Annotated in this window: 13 protein-coding genes and 1 riboswitch; of the genes, 2 read left to right on the top strand and 11 right to left on the bottom strand. The window is 39.9% G+C overall.

The genetic code is table 11. The features are described 5' to 3' along the window. Window positions 1–61 precede the first annotated feature (61 nt). The 9 genes from VGE44_RS05005 to VGE44_RS04965 form a co-directional block, all read right to left on the bottom strand. Window positions 62–1,387: a dipeptidase gene (locus tag VGE44_RS05005; RefSeq protein WP_331076649.1), complete on the bottom strand. Its 1,326-nt coding sequence runs from the start codon at window positions 1,385–1,387 to the stop codon at window positions 62–64. A gap of 320 nt (window positions 1,388–1,707) precedes the next feature. Further along, on the bottom strand, window positions 1,708–1,920 hold the full coding sequence (locus VGE44_RS05000; RefSeq protein WP_331076648.1) for a cysteine-rich CWC family protein: 213 nt from the start codon (window positions 1,918–1,920) through the stop codon (window positions 1,708–1,710). Window positions 1,921–2,003: 83 nt separating this feature from the next. Next, window positions 2,004–4,400 carry a ribonucleoside-diphosphate reductase subunit alpha gene (locus VGE44_RS04995; protein ID WP_331076647.1) on the bottom strand — a complete coding sequence of 799 codons (2,397 nt, stop codon included), beginning with the start codon at window positions 4,398–4,400 and terminating at the stop codon, window positions 2,004–2,006. Between the two features lie 100 nt (window positions 4,401–4,500). Further along, entirely contained in the window at window positions 4,501–5,472 is a 972-nt protein-coding gene (locus VGE44_RS04990; protein ID WP_331076662.1) for a ribonucleotide-diphosphate reductase subunit beta, read from the bottom strand. A 97-nt stretch (window positions 5,473–5,569) separates the two neighbouring features. Further along, window positions 5,570–5,703, bottom strand: a riboswitch (cobalamin riboswitch). Between the two features lie 174 nt (window positions 5,704–5,877). Further along, the gene (locus tag VGE44_RS04985; RefSeq protein WP_331076646.1) at window positions 5,878–9,051 is read right to left on the bottom strand and encodes an efflux RND transporter permease subunit; all 3,174 of its coding nucleotides are present in this window, start codon (window positions 9,049–9,051) and stop codon (window positions 5,878–5,880) included. Window positions 9,052–9,134: 83 nt separating this feature from the next. Continuing rightward, window positions 9,135–10,199, bottom strand: coding sequence for an efflux RND transporter periplasmic adaptor subunit (locus VGE44_RS04980; RefSeq protein WP_331076645.1), 1,065 nt, complete (start codon window positions 10,197–10,199; stop codon window positions 9,135–9,137). A 94-nt stretch (window positions 10,200–10,293) separates the two neighbouring features. Beyond that, on the bottom strand, window positions 10,294–11,628 hold the full coding sequence (locus VGE44_RS04975) for a TolC family protein (protein WP_331076644.1): 1,335 nt from the start codon (window positions 11,626–11,628) through the stop codon (window positions 10,294–10,296). A gap of 45 nt (window positions 11,629–11,673) precedes the next feature. Next, the gene (locus VGE44_RS04970; protein ID WP_331076643.1) at window positions 11,674–12,285 is read right to left on the bottom strand and encodes a TetR/AcrR family transcriptional regulator; all 612 of its coding nucleotides are present in this window, start codon (window positions 12,283–12,285) and stop codon (window positions 11,674–11,676) included. 122 nt (window positions 12,286–12,407) lie between these two features. Beyond that, complete coding sequence (locus VGE44_RS04965) at window positions 12,408–13,007, bottom strand: TetR/AcrR family transcriptional regulator (RefSeq protein WP_331076642.1); 600 nt, start codon at window positions 13,005–13,007, stop codon at window positions 12,408–12,410. 122 nt (window positions 13,008–13,129) lie between these two features. On the opposite strand from VGE44_RS04965, the gene VGE44_RS04960 reads away from it, so the two are divergent. After that, the gene (locus VGE44_RS04960) at window positions 13,130–14,572 is read left to right on the top strand and encodes an SGNH/GDSL hydrolase family protein (protein WP_331076641.1); all 1,443 of its coding nucleotides are present in this window, start codon (window positions 13,130–13,132) and stop codon (window positions 14,570–14,572) included. Between the two features lie 64 nt (window positions 14,573–14,636). Here VGE44_RS04960 and VGE44_RS04955 read toward each other — a convergent pair whose 3' ends face one another. After that, window positions 14,637–16,025, bottom strand: a complete 1,389-nt coding sequence (locus VGE44_RS04955; RefSeq protein WP_331076640.1) for an amidohydrolase/deacetylase family metallohydrolase — start codon at window positions 16,023–16,025, stop codon at window positions 14,637–14,639. Between the two features lie 354 nt (window positions 16,026–16,379). On the opposite strand from VGE44_RS04955, the gene VGE44_RS04950 reads away from it, so the two are divergent. Continuing rightward, the gene (locus VGE44_RS04950; RefSeq protein ID WP_331076639.1) at window positions 16,380–17,159 is read left to right on the top strand and encodes an RraA family protein; all 780 of its coding nucleotides are present in this window, start codon (window positions 16,380–16,382) and stop codon (window positions 17,157–17,159) included. Window positions 17,160–17,330: 171 nt separating this feature from the next. Here the strand turns inward: VGE44_RS04950 and VGE44_RS04945 are convergent. After that, window positions 17,331–19,276 (bottom strand): DUF7133 domain-containing protein (locus tag VGE44_RS04945; RefSeq protein WP_331076638.1); only part of this gene is annotated, 1,946 nt, incomplete at its 5' end.

Here is a 19,276-nt window from a genome sequence, read left to right as displayed (position 1 = left end):
ACTAATGGATTTTTTTTAAAAATCCCATTAGTCAATTACTTAAATTTACGCACAACAAAATCTAGCTTTCTGTTACTTTGCGAATCACCCTTAGCCAATTCAAACCACAGATTTTACGAACCCGTTCATCAGAATAACCAAGCGCTCTTATTGCTTTAATAATTTCAGGATAATCACTTATATCTTTCATTTGCCTGGCTAATGGTATTCCGCCATCAAAGTCACAACCAAATGCAACGTGATCTTCGCCAACAAGGTTAACACCATAATCTATCACGCGTGCTAACTGAGCCACATCCATTTTATACTCTTCAGGAATTTCTGTGGCCGGTACAAATGGCAATTCAGTTGCGGCCATTTTATCAACTTCCTCAATCGTGGCATCTTTAGAAATCGGTATCAAAGGAGGTTTTTCTACCGGGTTACTAAGCTTAATCCATTTCGAATAATTAGGATCATTAAACCCGCTGCCAAATTGCAGACCAATAACACCACCTTTTGCTGCAAGAGCCTTAGCAGCATGATCGCTGATACAGCGTTTATTATCTACTATTCCACGGAAACCTCCATGACTATAGATGACAGGATCACTGCTTGCCTCTACAGATTGTAAAATGGCTTCATCAGAAGCATGTGCAACATTGATCATCATACCTAGTCTGTTCATTTCGGCAATCAACTCTCTGCCATGAGCATTGATACCTCCCCATAGTCTCTGTCCATAACATGCATCAATAAAGGAATTACTGTCATTATGTGCAGTTAATTGTGCAGATCTCAAGCCTAAACGATAAAGTGCCCTAAGAATATTTAAATCACCATCAAGGTCAAAGCCCCCTTCTAGATCAAGAAATGCAGCAACTTTACCCTTCTTGCTAATTCTAACAATGTCTGAAGCATTAAGTGCCAATTCAATTTTAGCATTGTTTTTCTCTATTTGCTGGAGCGCAACTTCTACAATCCGAAATGTATTTTTAACCTCATGCCGTCCCGGATAATAAGGCTCCGGGGTATAAACTGAAAAAAAACAAGCATTAATTCCGCCTTCTATAATTCTTGGAAGATCAACAGTACCATCCGGATATCTGTCGCCAATATTCAGGTTTTGCAGTAACTGTCTTGACATGACGTGGATATGGCCATCCATTACGAATAACTTTTTTGCATTAAGACTTATGCCCTCCCCCATATTACTTTGAGAAAGTAAAGATTCAATTCCCGAACCCCTATTAGCCAGGCCACTGAATGGCAGACTAGCTAATCCCAGGGCTCCCAGACCCAAAAATTTGCGGCGTTTGATCTGTGAGCTTTGTGATTCTTTTTGCTTTAGGTCAGATTTTTTGCTTTCCAATCCTGAACCAGATAATTTATCATTATGCTTTGACATGCTCTATAATTTTAATTGACATAATATTTAGTAGTAATATCCTTTTAAGCCCCAAGATAAGGACAATTAGAAGATAAAAAAGTCTTAGTATTAAACATGATACAAGAGTGAAGGGTATTGATTTTTAAAGGAGTTATACGAAATTTACTAGCCAGAATTGGATAATGCCAGCCTTCGGTATTTCAAATTGTTAAATTCCAGTGAATTTTTATGAAGCTGTGATGTAGCAACCGCCCCTGATATTTATAGATTAAGTCATCTGGTTAGAGAATTCTAATCTCAGAATATACTTGCCGACTTATCCAAGTTCCTTAATATTTTCATGATGTTCTAAACTGATAAAACATACGGTATTCTTCCTTTAACTCATTCAGGCAGGCGGCACATAAACATCCCTCATAATTTTCACTTACATACTGAACCTCATTCAAATTCAATTGTACTGTGCTGCATTGGCACTTGCTAAAGGCATTGGCCTTACATTCCATTCTTTTGCCGCAACGCTCGCAGGTGATGATTTCATGTTTAATCATTTGCATAAGAATTTTATAGCCGGAATACATTAATTCCCGAATAAATCAATTTCCGGGAACTAATGCATTTCTATGGCCCTTATTTAAGAACCGCAACTGACACAGCCATCCTCCATACTGCAGCTTGCACCTCCCCCCGAAAATGATGGGTCAACTCCACCGAGCTCGTTATTCTGAACCGGGTCAAGCTTTGGAACTACCGGTTCCAATGTTTTTCCTCCCTGCTTTTCTACCGTAAACTGAACCGCCTTTGATGCAGCCTGGGTACGCAGATAGTACATCCCGGTTTTCAAACCCTTCTTCCAGGCATAAAAATGCATGGAAGTTAATTTTGCAGTAGTAGGATTATCTACAAAAAGATTGAGTGATTGTGACTGGCAGATAAAAGCTCCCCGGTCAGCAGCCATATCTATCAGATTACGCTGTTTAATCTCCCAAACCGTTTTGTATAATTCTCTGACCTCTTTGGGTATTTCCTCAATATGCTGAACAGAACCATTGGCCCTGATAATATTATCCTTCATTGTATTATTCCATAAGCCCAGATTAATCAAATCTTTAAGCAAATGCTTATTCACGATAATAAACTCTCCGCTTAAAACCCTGCGGGTATAAATATTAGATGTGTAGGGCTCAAAGCATTCATTATTTCCTAATACCTGAGAGGTTGATGCCGTAGGCATCGGAGCAACAAGAAGGGAGTTCCGTACACCAAATTGTTTTACCTCATCTCTTAACTTTCCCCAGTCATGTCTTTCTGAAGGCTTCACACCCCATAGATCAAACTGAAACAAACCCTTTGATAATGGAGATCCTTTAAAAGTTTCATACGCTCCCTGTTCCTTTGCCAAATCCTTACTTGCTGTCATAGCTGCAAAATAGATCGTTTCAAATATATTTTTATTCAGTAAGGCAGCCAGTTCACTTTCAAATGGCAAACGCATCAGAATGAAAACATCTGCAAGACCCTGTACTCCCAGTCCGACTGGACGATGACGCAGGTTGGAGTTTCTTGCCTCCTCAACCGGATAAAAGTTATTATCAATAATGCAATTCAGATTTTTAGTAACCTGATAGGTAATATCGTATAGTTTCCCAAAATCAAACTGTCCATCAGTAACGAAGCGCGGTAGAGCGATAGATGCAAGATTACATACGGCTACTTCATCGGGGCTAGTATATTCCATAATTTCAGTACAAAGGTTACTGCATTTAATGGTACCCAAATTCTGCTGATTACTTTTGCTGTTTGCGGCATCTTTATACAGCAGATATGGGGTACCCGTTTCAATCTGTGCTTCCAGAATAGCAAACCATAATTCCTGTGCCTTAATCGTTTTACGTGCCCTGCCCTCCGATTCATACTGATGGTACAGTTCCTCAAACTCCTTCCCAAAACATTCATGTAATCCCGGTGCCTCATGCGGACAAAAAAGACTCCATTCTTCATTGGCTTCGACCCTTTTCATAAAAAGATCAGGCACCCAAAGTGCGTAAAAAAGGTCTCTTGCACGCATTTCTTCTTTACCATGATTTTTTCTCAGGTCCAGAAATTCAAATACGTCGGCATGCCAGGGTTCCAGATAAATCGCAAAGGCTCCCTTCCTCTTTCCTCCTCCCTGATCCACATATCGTGCTGTATCGTTAAACACCTTCAGCATCGGAACAATCCCATTACTGGTGCCATTCGTGCCACCAATATATGTCCCGGTAGCCCTAACATTATGAATTGCCAGGCCTATTCCTCCGGCACTCTGAGAAATCCTGGCAGTCTGCTTCAGCGTATCGTAAATACCATCAATGCTATCATCTTTCATTGCTAAAAGAAAACAGGATGACATTTGAGGCTTGGGGGTTCCAGCATTAAAAAGCGTCGGTGTTGCATGAGTAAACCAACGCTCAGACATCAGATTATAGGTATTAATAACACTCTCCAGATCATTCTTATGGATTCCAATCGCTACACGCATGTACATATGCTGAGGACGTTCAGTAACCCTTCCATCAATACGAAGCAGGTAAGATTTTTCAAGCGTTTTAAAACCGAAATAATCGAATCCAAAATCCCGGTCGTAAATAATAGAACTATCCAGCAGATCAGCATTTTTTTCAATTATTTCAATCACATCATCAGCGATCAAAGGCATTTTACGACCACTATGTGCATCTGAATAATTATAAAGATTCAGCATAGTTTCAGAAAATGATTTAGTGGTATTTTTATGAAGATTGCTAACAGCAATACGGCTGGCCAGTAAGGCATAATCGGGATGCTTTGTAGTAAGTGAGGCTGATGTCTCTGCAGCCAGATTATCCAATTCGGTAGTACTTACCCCGTCATAAAGTCCCTCAATTACTTTTTTGGCAACATCAATTGCATCTACCAGCGGACTTAGGCCATAGGATAGTTTCTGGATGCGAGCGGTAATTTTATCGAACTTAACGCTCTCTTTTCTTCCGTTTCTTTTGATTACAAACATGATTCTTTTATGATTGATTATTCTTGTTAAATATTATAGATGCTTTTCAGAGTAAGGGTTAATTGCAAAATTGAATTTCCACTCTCAACTTTGTGTCTCCTTAAAAATCCTCTTCCAGTGAGAAATTATTAGATTCTTTGCTACCGGAAAGTACTCCCGCTTTCTGATAGTCGCCAACCCTCTTCTCAAAGAAATTAGTTTTCCCCTGAAGAGAGATCATTTCCATAAAGTCAAAAGGGTTTGATGCGTGATAAATTTTCGGACAGTCCAGTTCATCGGCCCAACGGTCAGCTACAAATTCAATGTATTGTTTCATTAGTTTGGCATTCATGCCAATAAGCTCAACCGGCAAAGCCTCGCTTATGAATTCCTTTTCAATCTCTACTGCATCCCTGATAATACTCAGAACCTGTTCACATGAAAGTTTATTGGAAAGCATCCGGTAAAGCATACAGGCAAACTCACAATGAAGCCCTTCATCGCGGCTGATCAACTCGTTGCTAAAAGTGAGGCCAGGCATCAAGCCTCTTTTTTTTAACCAGAATATTGAGCAGAAACTGCCACTAAAAAAGATGCCTTCTACGGCAGCAAAAGCAACCAGACGTTCAGCAAAACTGCCGTTTTCTATCCAGCGAAGTGCCCATTCAGCCTTTTTCTTCACTGCAGGAACCGTATCAATTGCATGAAAGAGATGGTCCTTTTCTATGGGATTGCTGATATAAGTATCGATCAAAAGAGCATAAGTCTCAGAATGAATATTTTCCATCATGATCTGAAAACCATAGAAACATCTTGCTTCAGGAATCTGGACTTCCCTCATAAAGTTAACAGCCAGATTCTCATTCACTATACCATCACTGGCAGCAAAAAAAGCAAGGACATGGGATATGAAATGTTTTTCCCCGGAATTCAGATTAGCCCAGTCTTTGAGATCGCCGGATAAATCGATTTCTTCGGCTGTCCAGAAACTGGCTTCATGCTTTTTATACATCTCCCAGATTGTGGGATAATTAATCGGAAGGATCACGAAACGATCCTTGTTCTCTTTTAATAGAATTTCTTCCTGTTGCATATACTTTTGTTTTTTTGTGTAAACAAGAATTGACAAAAGGCAACGAACCCTGATTAAAGGAGAAAGAGCTTTCGCCAAAACTTTAGTCGTGAAAGTTTTGAACAAAACTATTTCGGCAGGTGTCTGGCTCTCCATTTTATTGGATTACAGTTGCACGTCAGCCCGCGATTTACACACGGTTCCCTTTTAATCATCCGCCAGAGCGGATGAACCAGAATAGATATGACAAAGAACTAGAAAACGAATGTAGATATTAAATCTGCGCGCCGGATAATCTAGTTTTAAACAAGCAATCAGTTTTCAACAGATTTAGTTTGAGAATCTAATCATGAGATTATACAAGCATAAAAAAAGCGACCCAGATCAATGATCATGGGTCGCCTGGAATTTATAAAGGTTATTTCTTTAGGATACCGAAATATGATCTTTCGATGAATGACCAGAATCGGTATAATGTTCTTCAAGGAGTGCATCAATATCCTGTTTCACAGTATTTTTGGTAAATCTTTTAATGATCTTATCAAATGTCTCATAAACTACAGGCACAATAATCAGGGTCAGGAACAGTGAACTTAACAGTCCGCCGATAATTACCCAGGCCAGGCCATTTTTCCACTCTGCACCAGCACCTCCGGCAAGCGCAATAGGAAGCATACCAATAACCATTGCGATGGTAGTCATCAAAATGGGTCTTAATCGTGCATGATTTGCTGCTAACAAAGCTTCCCGAACCGACTTACCCTCTTCATCGATCTGCTGGTTCGTAAAGTCGACAAGAATAATTGCATTCTTCGCTACCAGACCGATCAGCATAATCAATCCAAGAATAGTGAAAATATTAAGTGAATTATTGGTTAAAGCCAGTGCAAGTAATGCTCCAATGATCGAAAGTGGGATGGAGAACAAGACTACAAATGGATGCACATAATTATTATAAAGTGCAACCATGATCAGATAAACCATTACGATAGACATCAACAAAGCTATTCCTAGTGTACCAAAACCTTCTGACTGATTTTCCATATCACCCCCAAAAATGTAATTAACACCTACAGGCCGGGGAAGATCTTTGATCACTGCATCCAGTTCAGCAACAACTGTACCCGAAGGTTTTCCAACCACCTGTGATTGTACGGATACCTTGGTTGTCTTATCCTGACGTTCCAATCGGGATGGACCTGAACTCTCAACAACTGTAGCAAACTGATCCAGTTTAATCTTTTGCCCCGAATTATTGATAAAAGTGAGGCTTCTTACGTCATCCAGACTCTTTCTGTTGAAATTGTCCAGACGAATATTGATATCATATTCATATTCTCCCTGTCGGAATTTACCATCGGTATTTCCGTTAAAGGCGGTTTGCATACTGGCTCCTACAGTCTGCAGGTTCAATCCCAAAGCCGACATTTTATCACGATCTACCTGTACTCTGATTTCCGGATTACCTCCTTCAACAGATAGTTTAACTTCTGTCGTCCCTTTGATAGCCGCAAGCTTTCCCTTCACCACCTCAGCAAACTTCATCACACTATCCAGCTGGCTCCCACGTACAACAACCTCCACTGGTGTGCGCTCAGCAGTTCCAAGAATACTTACCGGAGTGGTTTTTATTTTTGCTCCTGCAAGCTGTCCAACCAATTCTTTCTTCACTTTTGCAGCATAAACATCCGAACGGTCTAAACGCAGCTTACGTTCAACCAGCTGCACATTGATCTCGGCCGAATATGCAGGGGCCTGCTGAGCACCTGCTGCCTCACTTGCCTGACCAACATTGGTAATCAAACGAACAACCTCAGGCTTACTACTTAAAATCCGTTCAGCTTTGCTCGTAATTAAATTGGTTTGTTCAATGGAAGCATCCTTAGGCAATTCTATCTGAACAATGAACTCTCCACGGTCACTTTTCGGAAAAAACTCAGTGCCGATATAACCCTTGCCAATCAGCATAAAAGTTGCGATCAGCAAAGCTAATGTACCTCCTAAAACTGTTTTCTTATGCCCCAGAGACCAGTTCAGAATATCACTTACCCATACAGTAAAGCGTTCTAAAAACCTTTCGAAACTCAAAATGATCTTTCCGAAAAAATTCTTTCCTTCAATTTTCTCCAGTTTACCAAAGCGGGAAGAAAGCAGTGGAATAATGGTAAATGAGGTCAGCAAACTAAGCATAGTTGCAATCATCACCACCACAGTAAATTGACGTAAAATATCAGAGACCAATCCTGTACTCAAAGCGATCGGAAGGAATACCACTACAATTACGAGTGTAATTGAGGTTACAGTAAAACCAATTTCCTTTGTAGCTTCATAGGAAGCCCGGACACGGTTCTTACCCATTTCCATGTGCCTGTAAATATTCTCCAAAACCACGATTGCATCGTCCACAAGGATCCCTACCACCAATGATAAACCTAGTAATGACATCAGGTTCAGGGTGTATCCGAGTAAATAAATTCCAATGAATGTAGCAATCAGGGAGGCAGGGATCGAAACCATCACGATAGCTGCATTTCTCAGGCTATGCAGAAAGAATAACATCACGAATGCAACCAGAATAACCGCAATCAATAAATCGTGGATAACGGCATCAGCCGATGCAAGGGTATAAACTGAACTGTCTGATGCAATAGTCAGATCCAGATTAATATTTCTATATTCAACCTCAAGTCCTGAGATGCTTTTCTTTACTCCTTCACTAACCGTAACTGCATTGGCGTCAGATTGCTTAATTATTTGAAGAGCAATAGCTGCCTTTTGATCAACCCTAGCGATCTTTTCCACGTCCTTTTGAGTATCCTGAACTTCTGCTATATCAGAGAGACGAACCTGAATACCATTTTTATCGGATACAATCAGATTACGCAATTCATCAACTGAAGCATATTTACCGGATAAGCGAACCAGGATGTCCCGGTTTTCTGTACGAATACTTCCTGTCGGAAAATCCAGATTAGAAGATTGAATAATCTGCTGAACTGATAATAAGGGAAGGTTATAGGCAGCCAGCTTTTTCTCATCAATATTGACCTGAATTTCACGTTCACGTCCACCAATGATGTTTACCTGAGCCACCCCCTCAACCCGGGAAAGTCCGGGAACAATACGATTCTTTACCAGATCAAAAAACTGAGCATCATCCATTCCGGCAGTTGCAGACATAGTAATAATCGGAAGATCATCAAGTGAAAACTTGTTCAGTGAAGGAGCTTCAATGTCATCTGGTAATTTGGATAAAATCGCATTTACTTTACGCTGCGCATCATTCAATGAGACATCCACATCAGTTCCACTATTCAATGTAATGGTTACAAGTGATAAACTTTCGTAAGATGTTGCCTGTATCTTTTTAATATTTTCCATTGAGGATACGGCATCCTCAATCTTCTTGGTCACGGTATTCTCAACCTCACTTGGTGAAGCCCCGGGGTAAACAGTCGCAACTGATACCACTGCCGGAGAAAACTTAGGCAGCATTTCGTAGTTAAGGGACTTGTAACTCATTATACCCAGAAGGGTCAATACAGTAAACAATACCACTACGATCGTTGGACGTTTAATGGATATTTCAGCTATTTTCATTTGTTTATAATTGTTTTTTAACGGCTATGAACCTAATCTTCAACATTTTTGTTGTTTATTCCGATCATAAGCCTATGCATCACCTATTTGAGTTTTTGCACCTCAGTCCCATTAACCAGATTGATCTGCCCACTGGTAATTACCAGCTCTCCCTCTTTAAGGCCTTCAATTACTTCGACACGATCGCCAAAGGTCCTTCCTGCAGTAAGCTTACGCTCAATCGCCTTATTCCCTTCCAATACAAAAATTTTATTGCTATTCACACCGCCCACAAACGCACTGCGTGGGACTGAAAGAGACGCAGCCTGATCAGGGAAATCAAAAACTGCAGTGCCGTACATACCGGCTTTAAGTTTTCCATCTGAATTATTGCTGACTTCCACTTCCACAGGAAAATTCAGGCTATTATCTGCTTTGGGGGAGATGAAAGTAATCTTTCCATTAAAAGTAATACCAGGATAAACATTTGATTTGATTGATACCGCATATCCAACTTTAAGGTTTACTACCTGATTCTCGTTGGCAGTAGCCTGCAGTTTCAATTTGGATACATCCACGATTTCAAACAATTGATTACCAACATTCACATAAGACCCTTGCTCAACAAAACGCTTATTAATAATTCCAGAGATCGGCGACTTTATATTTGCATCTGCTGATTTAAGGTTAGCAGATTGAAGTCTAGACTGTGTGGTTTGTACATTTAAACGGGCATTATCCAGTTGTTGCTGAGTTACACCACCTGTTTTGAATGCACTTTCATAGCGTTCAAGATCCCTTATGGCACTCTGATGATTCGCTTTGGCTGTTTCAACATCAACATTCAGAAGATCTGCATCAATCCTGGCTAAAAGCTGTCCTTTTGAAACACGTGAACCCTCATCCACAAAAATACGTGTTACCCGTCCGGCATTTTCAGTGGCCATGGTCAGATCCTGGTTAGCAGCAAATATTCCGTTTGCGCTGAAATCTAAGTTGATCGTAGTTTTACTGACTGTTTCTGTATTCACAGCGACCAACCCAGTATTTCCGGAAGAAACAATCGCAGTAATCTCTGCATTCTTCTTTTTATTTTTATCCAATACCCATGCAATCAATGCAAGGACTGCCAGAACTGCGACAATTGATAATATTCCTTTCTTTTTCATCTGTTTATTTATTGTTTTTTATGGTGATGAAGCGATCATGATTTAATAATTATAGTCCTACGGATTTGGGCAAAATCATGATAGTTTCATTTTATTAGTTTAAGAGTGTTTTTATATTTCCGTTAGATTGCATTAATTGTATTTCGGCAAGTTTATAATTGAGTAAAGCCTTGTTATAGCTATTCTGCGACTCAACCATAGAAGTCTCAGCGTTCAAAAGATCCGTAAGTGGAGCAAGCCCGTTATTGTAATTATTTTGAGTGCTGGCATATATCTCAGCGGCAAGTTTTACATTTTCCTGTTGCGCATTTATAGTACTGATATTATTCCTCAGTTCCAGATTGGCATTATTATAGGCCATACTTAATGAGTTTTTGGTGTTTTTAAGATCCTGTTGAATTTGCTGAATCTGAATGTCTGCTTGCTTCACCCTTGATCTTCTTGCGAAACCGTCAAAAATTGGTATGTTCAGAGTAAGCCCTATTGCGGATGCATTATACTTGACAGCGCTTGAATTATGTCCACCAATTATATCAAAACGATCGCTGGTGCTGGTTCTGGCAAAATTGCCTGTCATGCTTAGTGTAGGAAAATATTCAGCAATCGCTGCTTTCTTCTGATAGACCAACAATTCCTCCTGCTTCATCAGGAGACGATATCGGGTCAGGTCTTCTACTTTAAAATTACTATAACGACTTAATGCATCCTCAGAAATTTTATTCAGTTCTGCAGAAGGTATTTCGATTTGGGTATCTACTGGCATTCCAATATAGAACTTTAATATATTCTCCTGTTGCCTTATGCCATTGGCGAGTTGGTCCCTTTGAGTCTTCACATTAGTTAAGTTTACATGAACACGGTCAAGATCGATCTTTTTAGCAAGTCCATTTTTAAACTGATTTGCAACTGTATTCTCAATACGGCCAATCGATTGAATATTGGCTTCTATGGTTTTTAACTGCTCCCGACTAACCAAAACCTGGTAATAAGCTGTAGAAACCTGTTGAATAATATCCTCTTCAGTAAGTTCAGCGCTCAGATTATAAAAGGACTCTCCTGCTTTTGCGGCTTTCAAACCTGTAAAAACCTGCTGATTAAACAATTGCTGGCTAAAGCTTAGTCCGGCATCACCCGTCCATTGCCGACCCATTTTGAATATCTGATTACCAACTACCAGTTGAGGTATGATCAGTTGGTCGGTTAATGAACTTTTACCGTTTAATTGCGGAAGTGCTCTTGCCCTAATCTCCTCCGTTTGCAGCTGTCCTTTGATAATTTCAAGCCTTGCTTTTCGTATCTCAGTATTGTTTTCAATTGCATATTTCAATGCATCCTTTAAAGTGATGTTGACAGTTTGTGCCCCGGCCGAAAAACCTAATAGGAGTAGAAAGGCAAAAACTGTCACTTTTTGTTTGATTTTAGTTCTCATTTTTTTGATTATTCATATTCATTATTTTGTCATCCTAAACTTGATTCAGGTCAGGACAGGACAACTTATCCCTCTTAAAAAGATCTCCGCCAATTCCTTTTGCTTGTTTAAAAGCAATTTAAATGATGCTAAATCCGGAATCAGTTGCTTCTTTTGTTCAGCCATTGTCCACATTGCTAAACCTGCAAGCATGTTGATAAACAGCTCCGCAGTATGATTGGAATCAACAAGCAGCAGCTCTCTTTCTTGAACAGCCCTATCAAATTGTTTAGCAATAAGTTTGATCTCATTGGCCCGGATCTTAATAATGGAATTTTTCACATCTTCCCTGCATAAACTTTGCTCAGTATTATCCTCCAGATGAAGCATAAAATAGCGTTCAAGAAACTCCATGCGGAGTTCAAGCATGGAACTAAGCGATTCAGAAATACTCTTTGATTGCCCAAAAATCAAAGAAAGCCTGCCCTGATATTCACTTATTATCCGTTCTATTACTGCTATGATTAAAGTGGTTTTATCAGGGAAATAGTAATATACCAGGGGTTTGGACATAGCCAGGTCATCGGCAATTTCATTCATCGTGGTTTTTTGAATTCCAAAATGAGCGAATCGCTGAAGCGCCTTCTCTATGATCAATTCTTGTTTAGTATCAGTCATTGATTTAACCTTTTTACTTACTGACTTTTTAATATAATAGTCAAAAGTAAAAACAATAAAAACGCTGCACAAACTTTCATGAAAAAATCATGATCATTAAGATAAATGTGACAAAAGGCTGACTAGCGCAGGCCTTTCAGGTAGACTGAAGCCAGTTTTTTCTGGCGAAGGAGGAGAGAATCAAATTGATCACCCTGAGGCTGGAAGATCTTGTGACTACTGAACGCGATGTATCGCATCCCAATCAGGGCATCCATCAGTAAGGCTGCAGAATCGTTAGCATTCGAAATCTTTATTTCCCCTGCATCTTTTCCTCTTTGCAAAACAGATGCAATGATCCTTGTCTCTGAAGATTTGGCATCCTGAATGATCTTTTGAATATTTTCTGGCAAATCTGAGCCGGAGGTACGGATATAATCCAGGATATTATAGTATTTCAGAATATACTCCTGCCTTTTCTCAAGCACATAAAAAATTGCCTTTTCAATGGTTTTGATCTTCTCCACCCCTCTGCTTAAATCATTTTCCATTTCAACAATAATACTCTCAAGAACTGCAGAGTAAAGACTGATCTTATCAGGAAAGTAATAGTAAAGCAAAGCTTTAGACATCGATAGATCGGAGGCAATTTCTGTCATGGTTGTCTTCGACAAACCGAAATGGGCAAAGCGCTTGATTGCAGAATCAATTATTAATTGTCGCTTTTTATCCTGGTTATCCATAACGGAGTAAAAATAGGATTATTCTTTGGGAGAAAATAACAGGATGTAAAATATGGGAAATTGATTTATTTTTAATAAAACAACATAGATTAGTTTTTAGCTATTACCCACAATCCTGAACCATGACAAAAGAAAAAATACAAATTTCCAGAAGAGCACTTTTCAGAGTAGCTGCACATGCAGGACTAGCCTCTGTTTTAATTCCTCTGGGGGCTTCATCAGCCAATACAAGAGAAATCCTGAATGAAAATGAACAACTCAAACGCAATAACATCTCAATAGATCCTTCAATTCTGAATGCAGAGGTGAATATCCTCACACCTTCTGTTATTTATGCATCCGAAGGAATTGAAACCAATATCTACTTCGATAATGTGATCTTTTCAAATCTTCCGAATGATCTTTTGGCTATTGATGTTACCTGCCCCAAGGGTAGACAGTATGATAAATTCTGGAGAATTAATCCACAGGCTGCTGATACAGGAAAAAATAAATTTAAGATAGAAGTTAGTTTTGCCGGTACAATAATTGCTTCAAAAACATCTGAACTGATCATCACCGGCAAGAATAAAGGTGCAGGATCTTCAATAAAGGTTCTTTGCATTGGCGACAGTACAACAGCAGGAGGTCAATATATCAGCATTATCAATACTGATTACCAGGCGATGGCAAGTCCATCAATGACATTTCTTGGAAGCCGTGGAAATACACCCAATAAACACGAAGGCAGAGGAGGATGGAAATTTAGCCAGTATGCCGGAGATGGCGGTCAAAGCACCTGGCAGCTCCACTTAAGTGGATTAACAGAGAGCCCGGGTATTGGTTCAGTGTATTCAGATGGCAAATCGGAATTCACCATTTCTGAAATAAACCTGAGCGGTGGAAGTGGATATGTGGCTGTCCGCAGGAACAAAGGGATTGATAATCCATCTGTAAATGGAACTCTGACAAAGGTTTCAGGTAATGGTGACACTTTAATTCCATATGCAAATTCGGTAATGACAGCAGCTAATCCTTTCTGGAATTTGAGTACGAAGAGACTGGACTTTAAGAAATACCTGAATGATAAAGGGTACAGCATGACAGCAGACGATCTGATCACAGTGCATTTAGGAATCAATGATGTTTTTCTTAATGTTTCAGGCCAAAAGTTAGAAAGTATTAAGGCCGATTTTGACAAAATGCTTATTGAATTCAGAGCGGTTATTCCCCGGATCAATATCGGACTTTGCATTACCATTCCACCTTCAATCTCACAGGATGCATTTGCTGTGAATTATGCATCAGGTCAAACTTTAAGAAGATATATTGAAAACTACAAGAAACTGGTTGAATTCCTGCTAAGCAATTACGATACCCCGGAAATGAGGAATTCCAGGTTATATTGTATCGGCTTTAATCATTGCATTGACAGGACCAATAATTTTCAGAAAACTACAATGAAAGCAAATGCAAGAAGTACGCAAATCATTGAGACCTGGGGCAATGGGGTACATCCGGACAATACTGGCTATTACCAGATGGGGGATACTTTATATTCTTTTATAAAGAGTTTAGTTTCTTAAGAAGATGGCATAAAAAAAGGCGCCAAAATTCAGAAGGCGCCTTATCAGAAATTATTAGAAATTGTTATCTGCCTGCCGGACTTGGTCCTGCTGGCTGCGAAAGTCCATCCAGATCATAAACCACATTACCTGCTCTGATGGTCATCTCAGTTTGAAATCTTTCCTTTCCGGGAAATTTTCCTCCTCTTACAGGCCATCCATAATCACCTTTATTAATTCTGAAGATGGCGATGTCAGCTACAGACCCCTGAGATAAATTTCCAAGTTCCTCACGCTTTATTGCCTGTGCCGGATGCCAGGTACTTGCAGCAATTACTTCTTTTAAAGGCATCCCGGTAGCCATAAATAATCCCATTATGTTTTCCATACTTTTCATCGGGCCATTCATACTTCCTGTATGCAAATCGGTGCTGATGGTATTTGGATAAAATCCTGCCTTAACAGCCGGAACACCCTGATTATAAAGGTAACTTGCCCCACCAAATCCAACATCAAAGATCACTCCTTTTTCTCTTGCTTTATAAACAAAAGGCTTCACTTTACCGTTCATATCAACAATAGACTCCCTGCCATTAGGATCATTTGATCCATTGCCACCAAAAGCATGGGTATAAATATCTCCTTTGCGAAATTTCACATTAAATAAGGAATCTAATGGTAAAAACGGGTCCGCAGAACCAAAATCGACCATAATCGGAATATTTGCAAGTCTGCCAGCTTCAAGTGTACGGTCAGTTGGTACCCAGGTCCGTCCTGAAAAGTGAGCCAGTTTAACCCCAACGATATCCTTTGGATATTTCATTGCCATTTCAGCTGTTTTCTGTGGATCCATCTCATCAATATTGTTTTCTCCTGCACCATCCATTCCGGTACCGACAATGTTCAGCATTGCCAGAACACGGGTTTGGGATGCGTCAATGGTACGCTTTTTATAGAGCTCAAAATCTCTCCAGCCTGTACAACCTGCATCAACAACAGTGGTTACCCCGGTACGGAAAGTAAAACCATCGGCTGGTAAAGCAGTTGGTGCATTCTTAAGGTAGCTCCCATCATGTCCCCAAAAGAAATGAACATGAATATCAATAAGACCCGGAGTTACATATAGCCCCTTGGCGTCAATAATCTTATCAGCAAGATCGGGATTGATATTTTTAGCAATCAATGCAATTTTTCCTTCAGAAGCAGGAACTGCCGGACGGGCTGGTATTGCCGGACGTGCCGGGCGTCCATTTGCTGCAGGACGTTCGGGCATTGCAGGACGGGCTGCCATTCCTCTTCTTCCGGCAGTGAAGGCAATGTCCATAATCTCATTGATATTATTCTTTGGATCGATAACATGTCCACCTTTAATAATATAGGCATAAGGTTTCCCTGATGATGTTCCGGCTGGTTGTGCATTAGCCCTGATGCCGAAAATTACCAAAACGGTAAATAGTAAAAACTTTGTTCTCATTTTATTTTTATTTAATTCTTGAAATATAGAAAAATACCCTGATGATATAGGTCACTCAAATGAATACCCCGTTTTGCAAAACCAGGCATATTCTAATTTCAATTTGATTTTTAAGAACTAAAGCTTAAAATATTTGTCAAAATCAAATCCAGAGGGCGTTTAAAACTGATTGTACTACAAAATTGGAGAATGCAGCTAATCTTACCTGCAATTGTAACAATACCATTATTTAATTTTTTTGGCTGCGGGAACAATCAGGTAAACCATCTGAAGCTAAAATTTTTAACATAAAAACAGGTTAAAGCAAGGCTTAAAGCAGGTCTGAATAATTATATTGCATTTAAATTCTAAATTATGGACGAACACAATAACCGCCAACCCGATAACTATCGGGTAACCCATAGCGATCTTATCCAGCTCAAACGCTGGAATACACCCACAATTTATAATGGCTGGGAACAGATTACCAAACAAAATCGGGCAAAAGATGCATTCAATCTTGAAGAAACCCGCGATTTTATGCCACAGATGGGTCCAATGGTAGGTTATGCAATTACTTTGGTTATTGAACCAAGTAATCCTCAGCATAAGATTTCAAATCCCAATGCCTACATGGAATACCTGCAATATATTGCTCATACTCCGGGACCAAAAATTGTGGTAGTACAAGACCTGGATAAATCAAGTATTGTTGGCTCTTTCTGGGGTGAAGTAAATAGCAATGTCCATAAATCACTTGGCTGTGTAGGTACTATTACTGATGGTGCTATACGCGATCTGGATGAAATGACGAATGCCGGATTTAAAGCACTGGCAAAAAGGCTTTGCGTAGGGCATGCTTATGTGAGCTGCGTCAGGTGGAACTGTGAAGTAGAAGTCTTCGGTCGAAAAGTAAAGCCGGGTGATTTGATTCACGCCGACAAACATGGTTTTATAGTGATTGCACCGGAAGAGCAAAGCAGATTACTGGAGGCAGCGCGTTTTATGGATGCCAATGAATGTAACACTATAATTCCTGCAGCACGCGATTCAGCAGGGCGTACTTCTGATGAAATTTTAGAAAGTATTCATCATAGCAGGAAGCAGTTCAATGAAAACATAAAACAAAAGTTTCAGCGGGAAGGAGAGTTTTAAGAAGAAAGCATAAAGCTGAAAGCGTAAAGCTAAAAGCCGATAGCTATACAGTACCCTTAGATCAATATTTCATATCTGGAGTGATAGTTTAAAAGCTTAACTCTCAAAGATAATATATCCCAGACACCATATATCTCATACCTCAGACTTCAGACCTCATTCTCTCCAGCCCTAATTTACCTTAATCATCCCTTTCATGATCCTCCAATGCCCCGGAAAAGTACAGATAAATGGATATTCACCCGTCTTGTCGGGTGCTTTAAAATCAAGTCTGAAGGTACCGCCAGTAGGAACCAGTGGACTTGAATAAAGTACTTCCGGGATAGCAGGAACAAAATTCTTCTCATAAGCATCTTTCCTGCTTGCCATCGCATCTGCAGCTTTTCCAACAATCTCAGTTGAACCGGGTTTTATGATTACAACATTATGAGGCATCTCATCAGGATTCTTAAAAATAAGGGAAATTAAACTGCCTGCTTTAATGTTAATAAGAAGCTTATCATAGGCCATTTTGCCGCTTAAAGTTGATAACTGGATGACGGTTCTTCCTTTAATTTCAGTTCCTACCGACTCTGATGCACCGGATAAAGTATTCAATGTTTTTCTGAAATCCGAAACCGCCTTCACATCTGCAAAATCATTATAGAATTTCTCTGACAAAGGTTTTCTCGTGTAAATTGCCGCATCAGGGTCCTTTTTAAAATAGCCCGGCATGGTTAATACTTCTGGAGAAGAAAGCGGCTGCAGCAGCAATTTTGCCTTCTCAGGCTCATTTGCCAGAAAACCTTTATCATTCTTAAACTTAGCTATCCAGACTGGCTGCAGATGTTTAAAACTCTCCTTTAATGCGTAAACGATATAGTCATCCATTGGCATTTCTGAAGCAGACAGTAAAGCCATCAGACTGGCCTCATTCCTGAAATGACTCAATGATACAATCGCCTCCAATCGTACTCTTGGAGAGGGATCTTTAGACATTGATATTAACCTGGCCTGGGAATTCTTCAAGTCATCCTTCCAGTAAAATAAAACTCTGGTCGCAGCAGCCCTGATGTTTGCATCTTTAGCTTTTAATAAGCTTATTAATAAAACCTCGTTTGTATGATGCAATCTCTGGTACATCCATAAAGCTTCCAATTGGTATTGCTCATAATTCTTATCAGCCTTGTTTAGTTTTTGAATCCAATTTGGCAAGGCAGCTAAAACCTCCTGTTCAGGAAACTCTGTCAGTTGAATTCTGGCGCGGTATCTTGTTCTGTCTTCGTATTCCTTTAATTGATCAAGTAACTGATCGATCTTAAGCCGACTCATATCCAAAGGCTTCAGCAATTCTTTGCCTGTGTAAGTAATACGCCAGATCCTGCCATGGGTTTTATCCCGATCAGGATCACGCAATGCTCTCTCACCATGATTGATGACCAGGTTGAACCAATCTGCTAAATAAAGGGCTCCATCCGGACCAAATTGAAGGTCTACAGGTCTGAACTGTGGATCTTTGGATTGCAGAATCGGTTCCTCCTCCTTCCCTATCAACCCACTTCCTGATTCAGACAAAGAATGATTTGTGATTCCCTGAAATCCAAGAAATGTATTAAAAAGCACATTACCCTGATAATTATCCGGGAAGTTCCTGCTTGACACAATTTCCATCCCGCAGGTTTTGGGCTTAATCTTAAGGGTTAGCATATCCTTCATTTCGACATGCTTTACTGGATAATCAGTAGCTACTGTAAGCGGCGGAGCAAAATAATTCATCCCTGTTGAGGTATCTCCAATCAGATGTGTGCCATTTCGTGTAAAGACATTTCCCCAGGGGTTGGCATAAGGATATGAAACATAGGGTTCCAGTTTCATCGTCAGCGGATCATATCGCCAGGTTTCACCATAAGCCGATCGCTGAGGTCCATAAGGCGTTTCTACCTGGGTATGAAGAAAAGTACCCATATGCATATACAATGCACCATCCTGCCCCCAGTTAAGTGCCGAGATTGAATGATGTACATCCTCAGTACCAAAACCATGAAGAATAATTTCTTTCACATCAGCCTTTCCATCGCCATTGGTATCTTTTAAGAACATCAGGTTTGGCGGCTGCGAAACAAACACTCCACCGTTTC

Origin of the sequence: Daejeonella sp., assembly GCF_036405355.1 — a bacterium.
Lineage (GTDB): Bacteria > Bacteroidota > Bacteroidia > Sphingobacteriales > Sphingobacteriaceae > Daejeonella.
The sequence above is the reverse complement of the archived record's forward strand: the minus strand, read 5'-3'. Positions and strand labels throughout refer to the sequence as shown.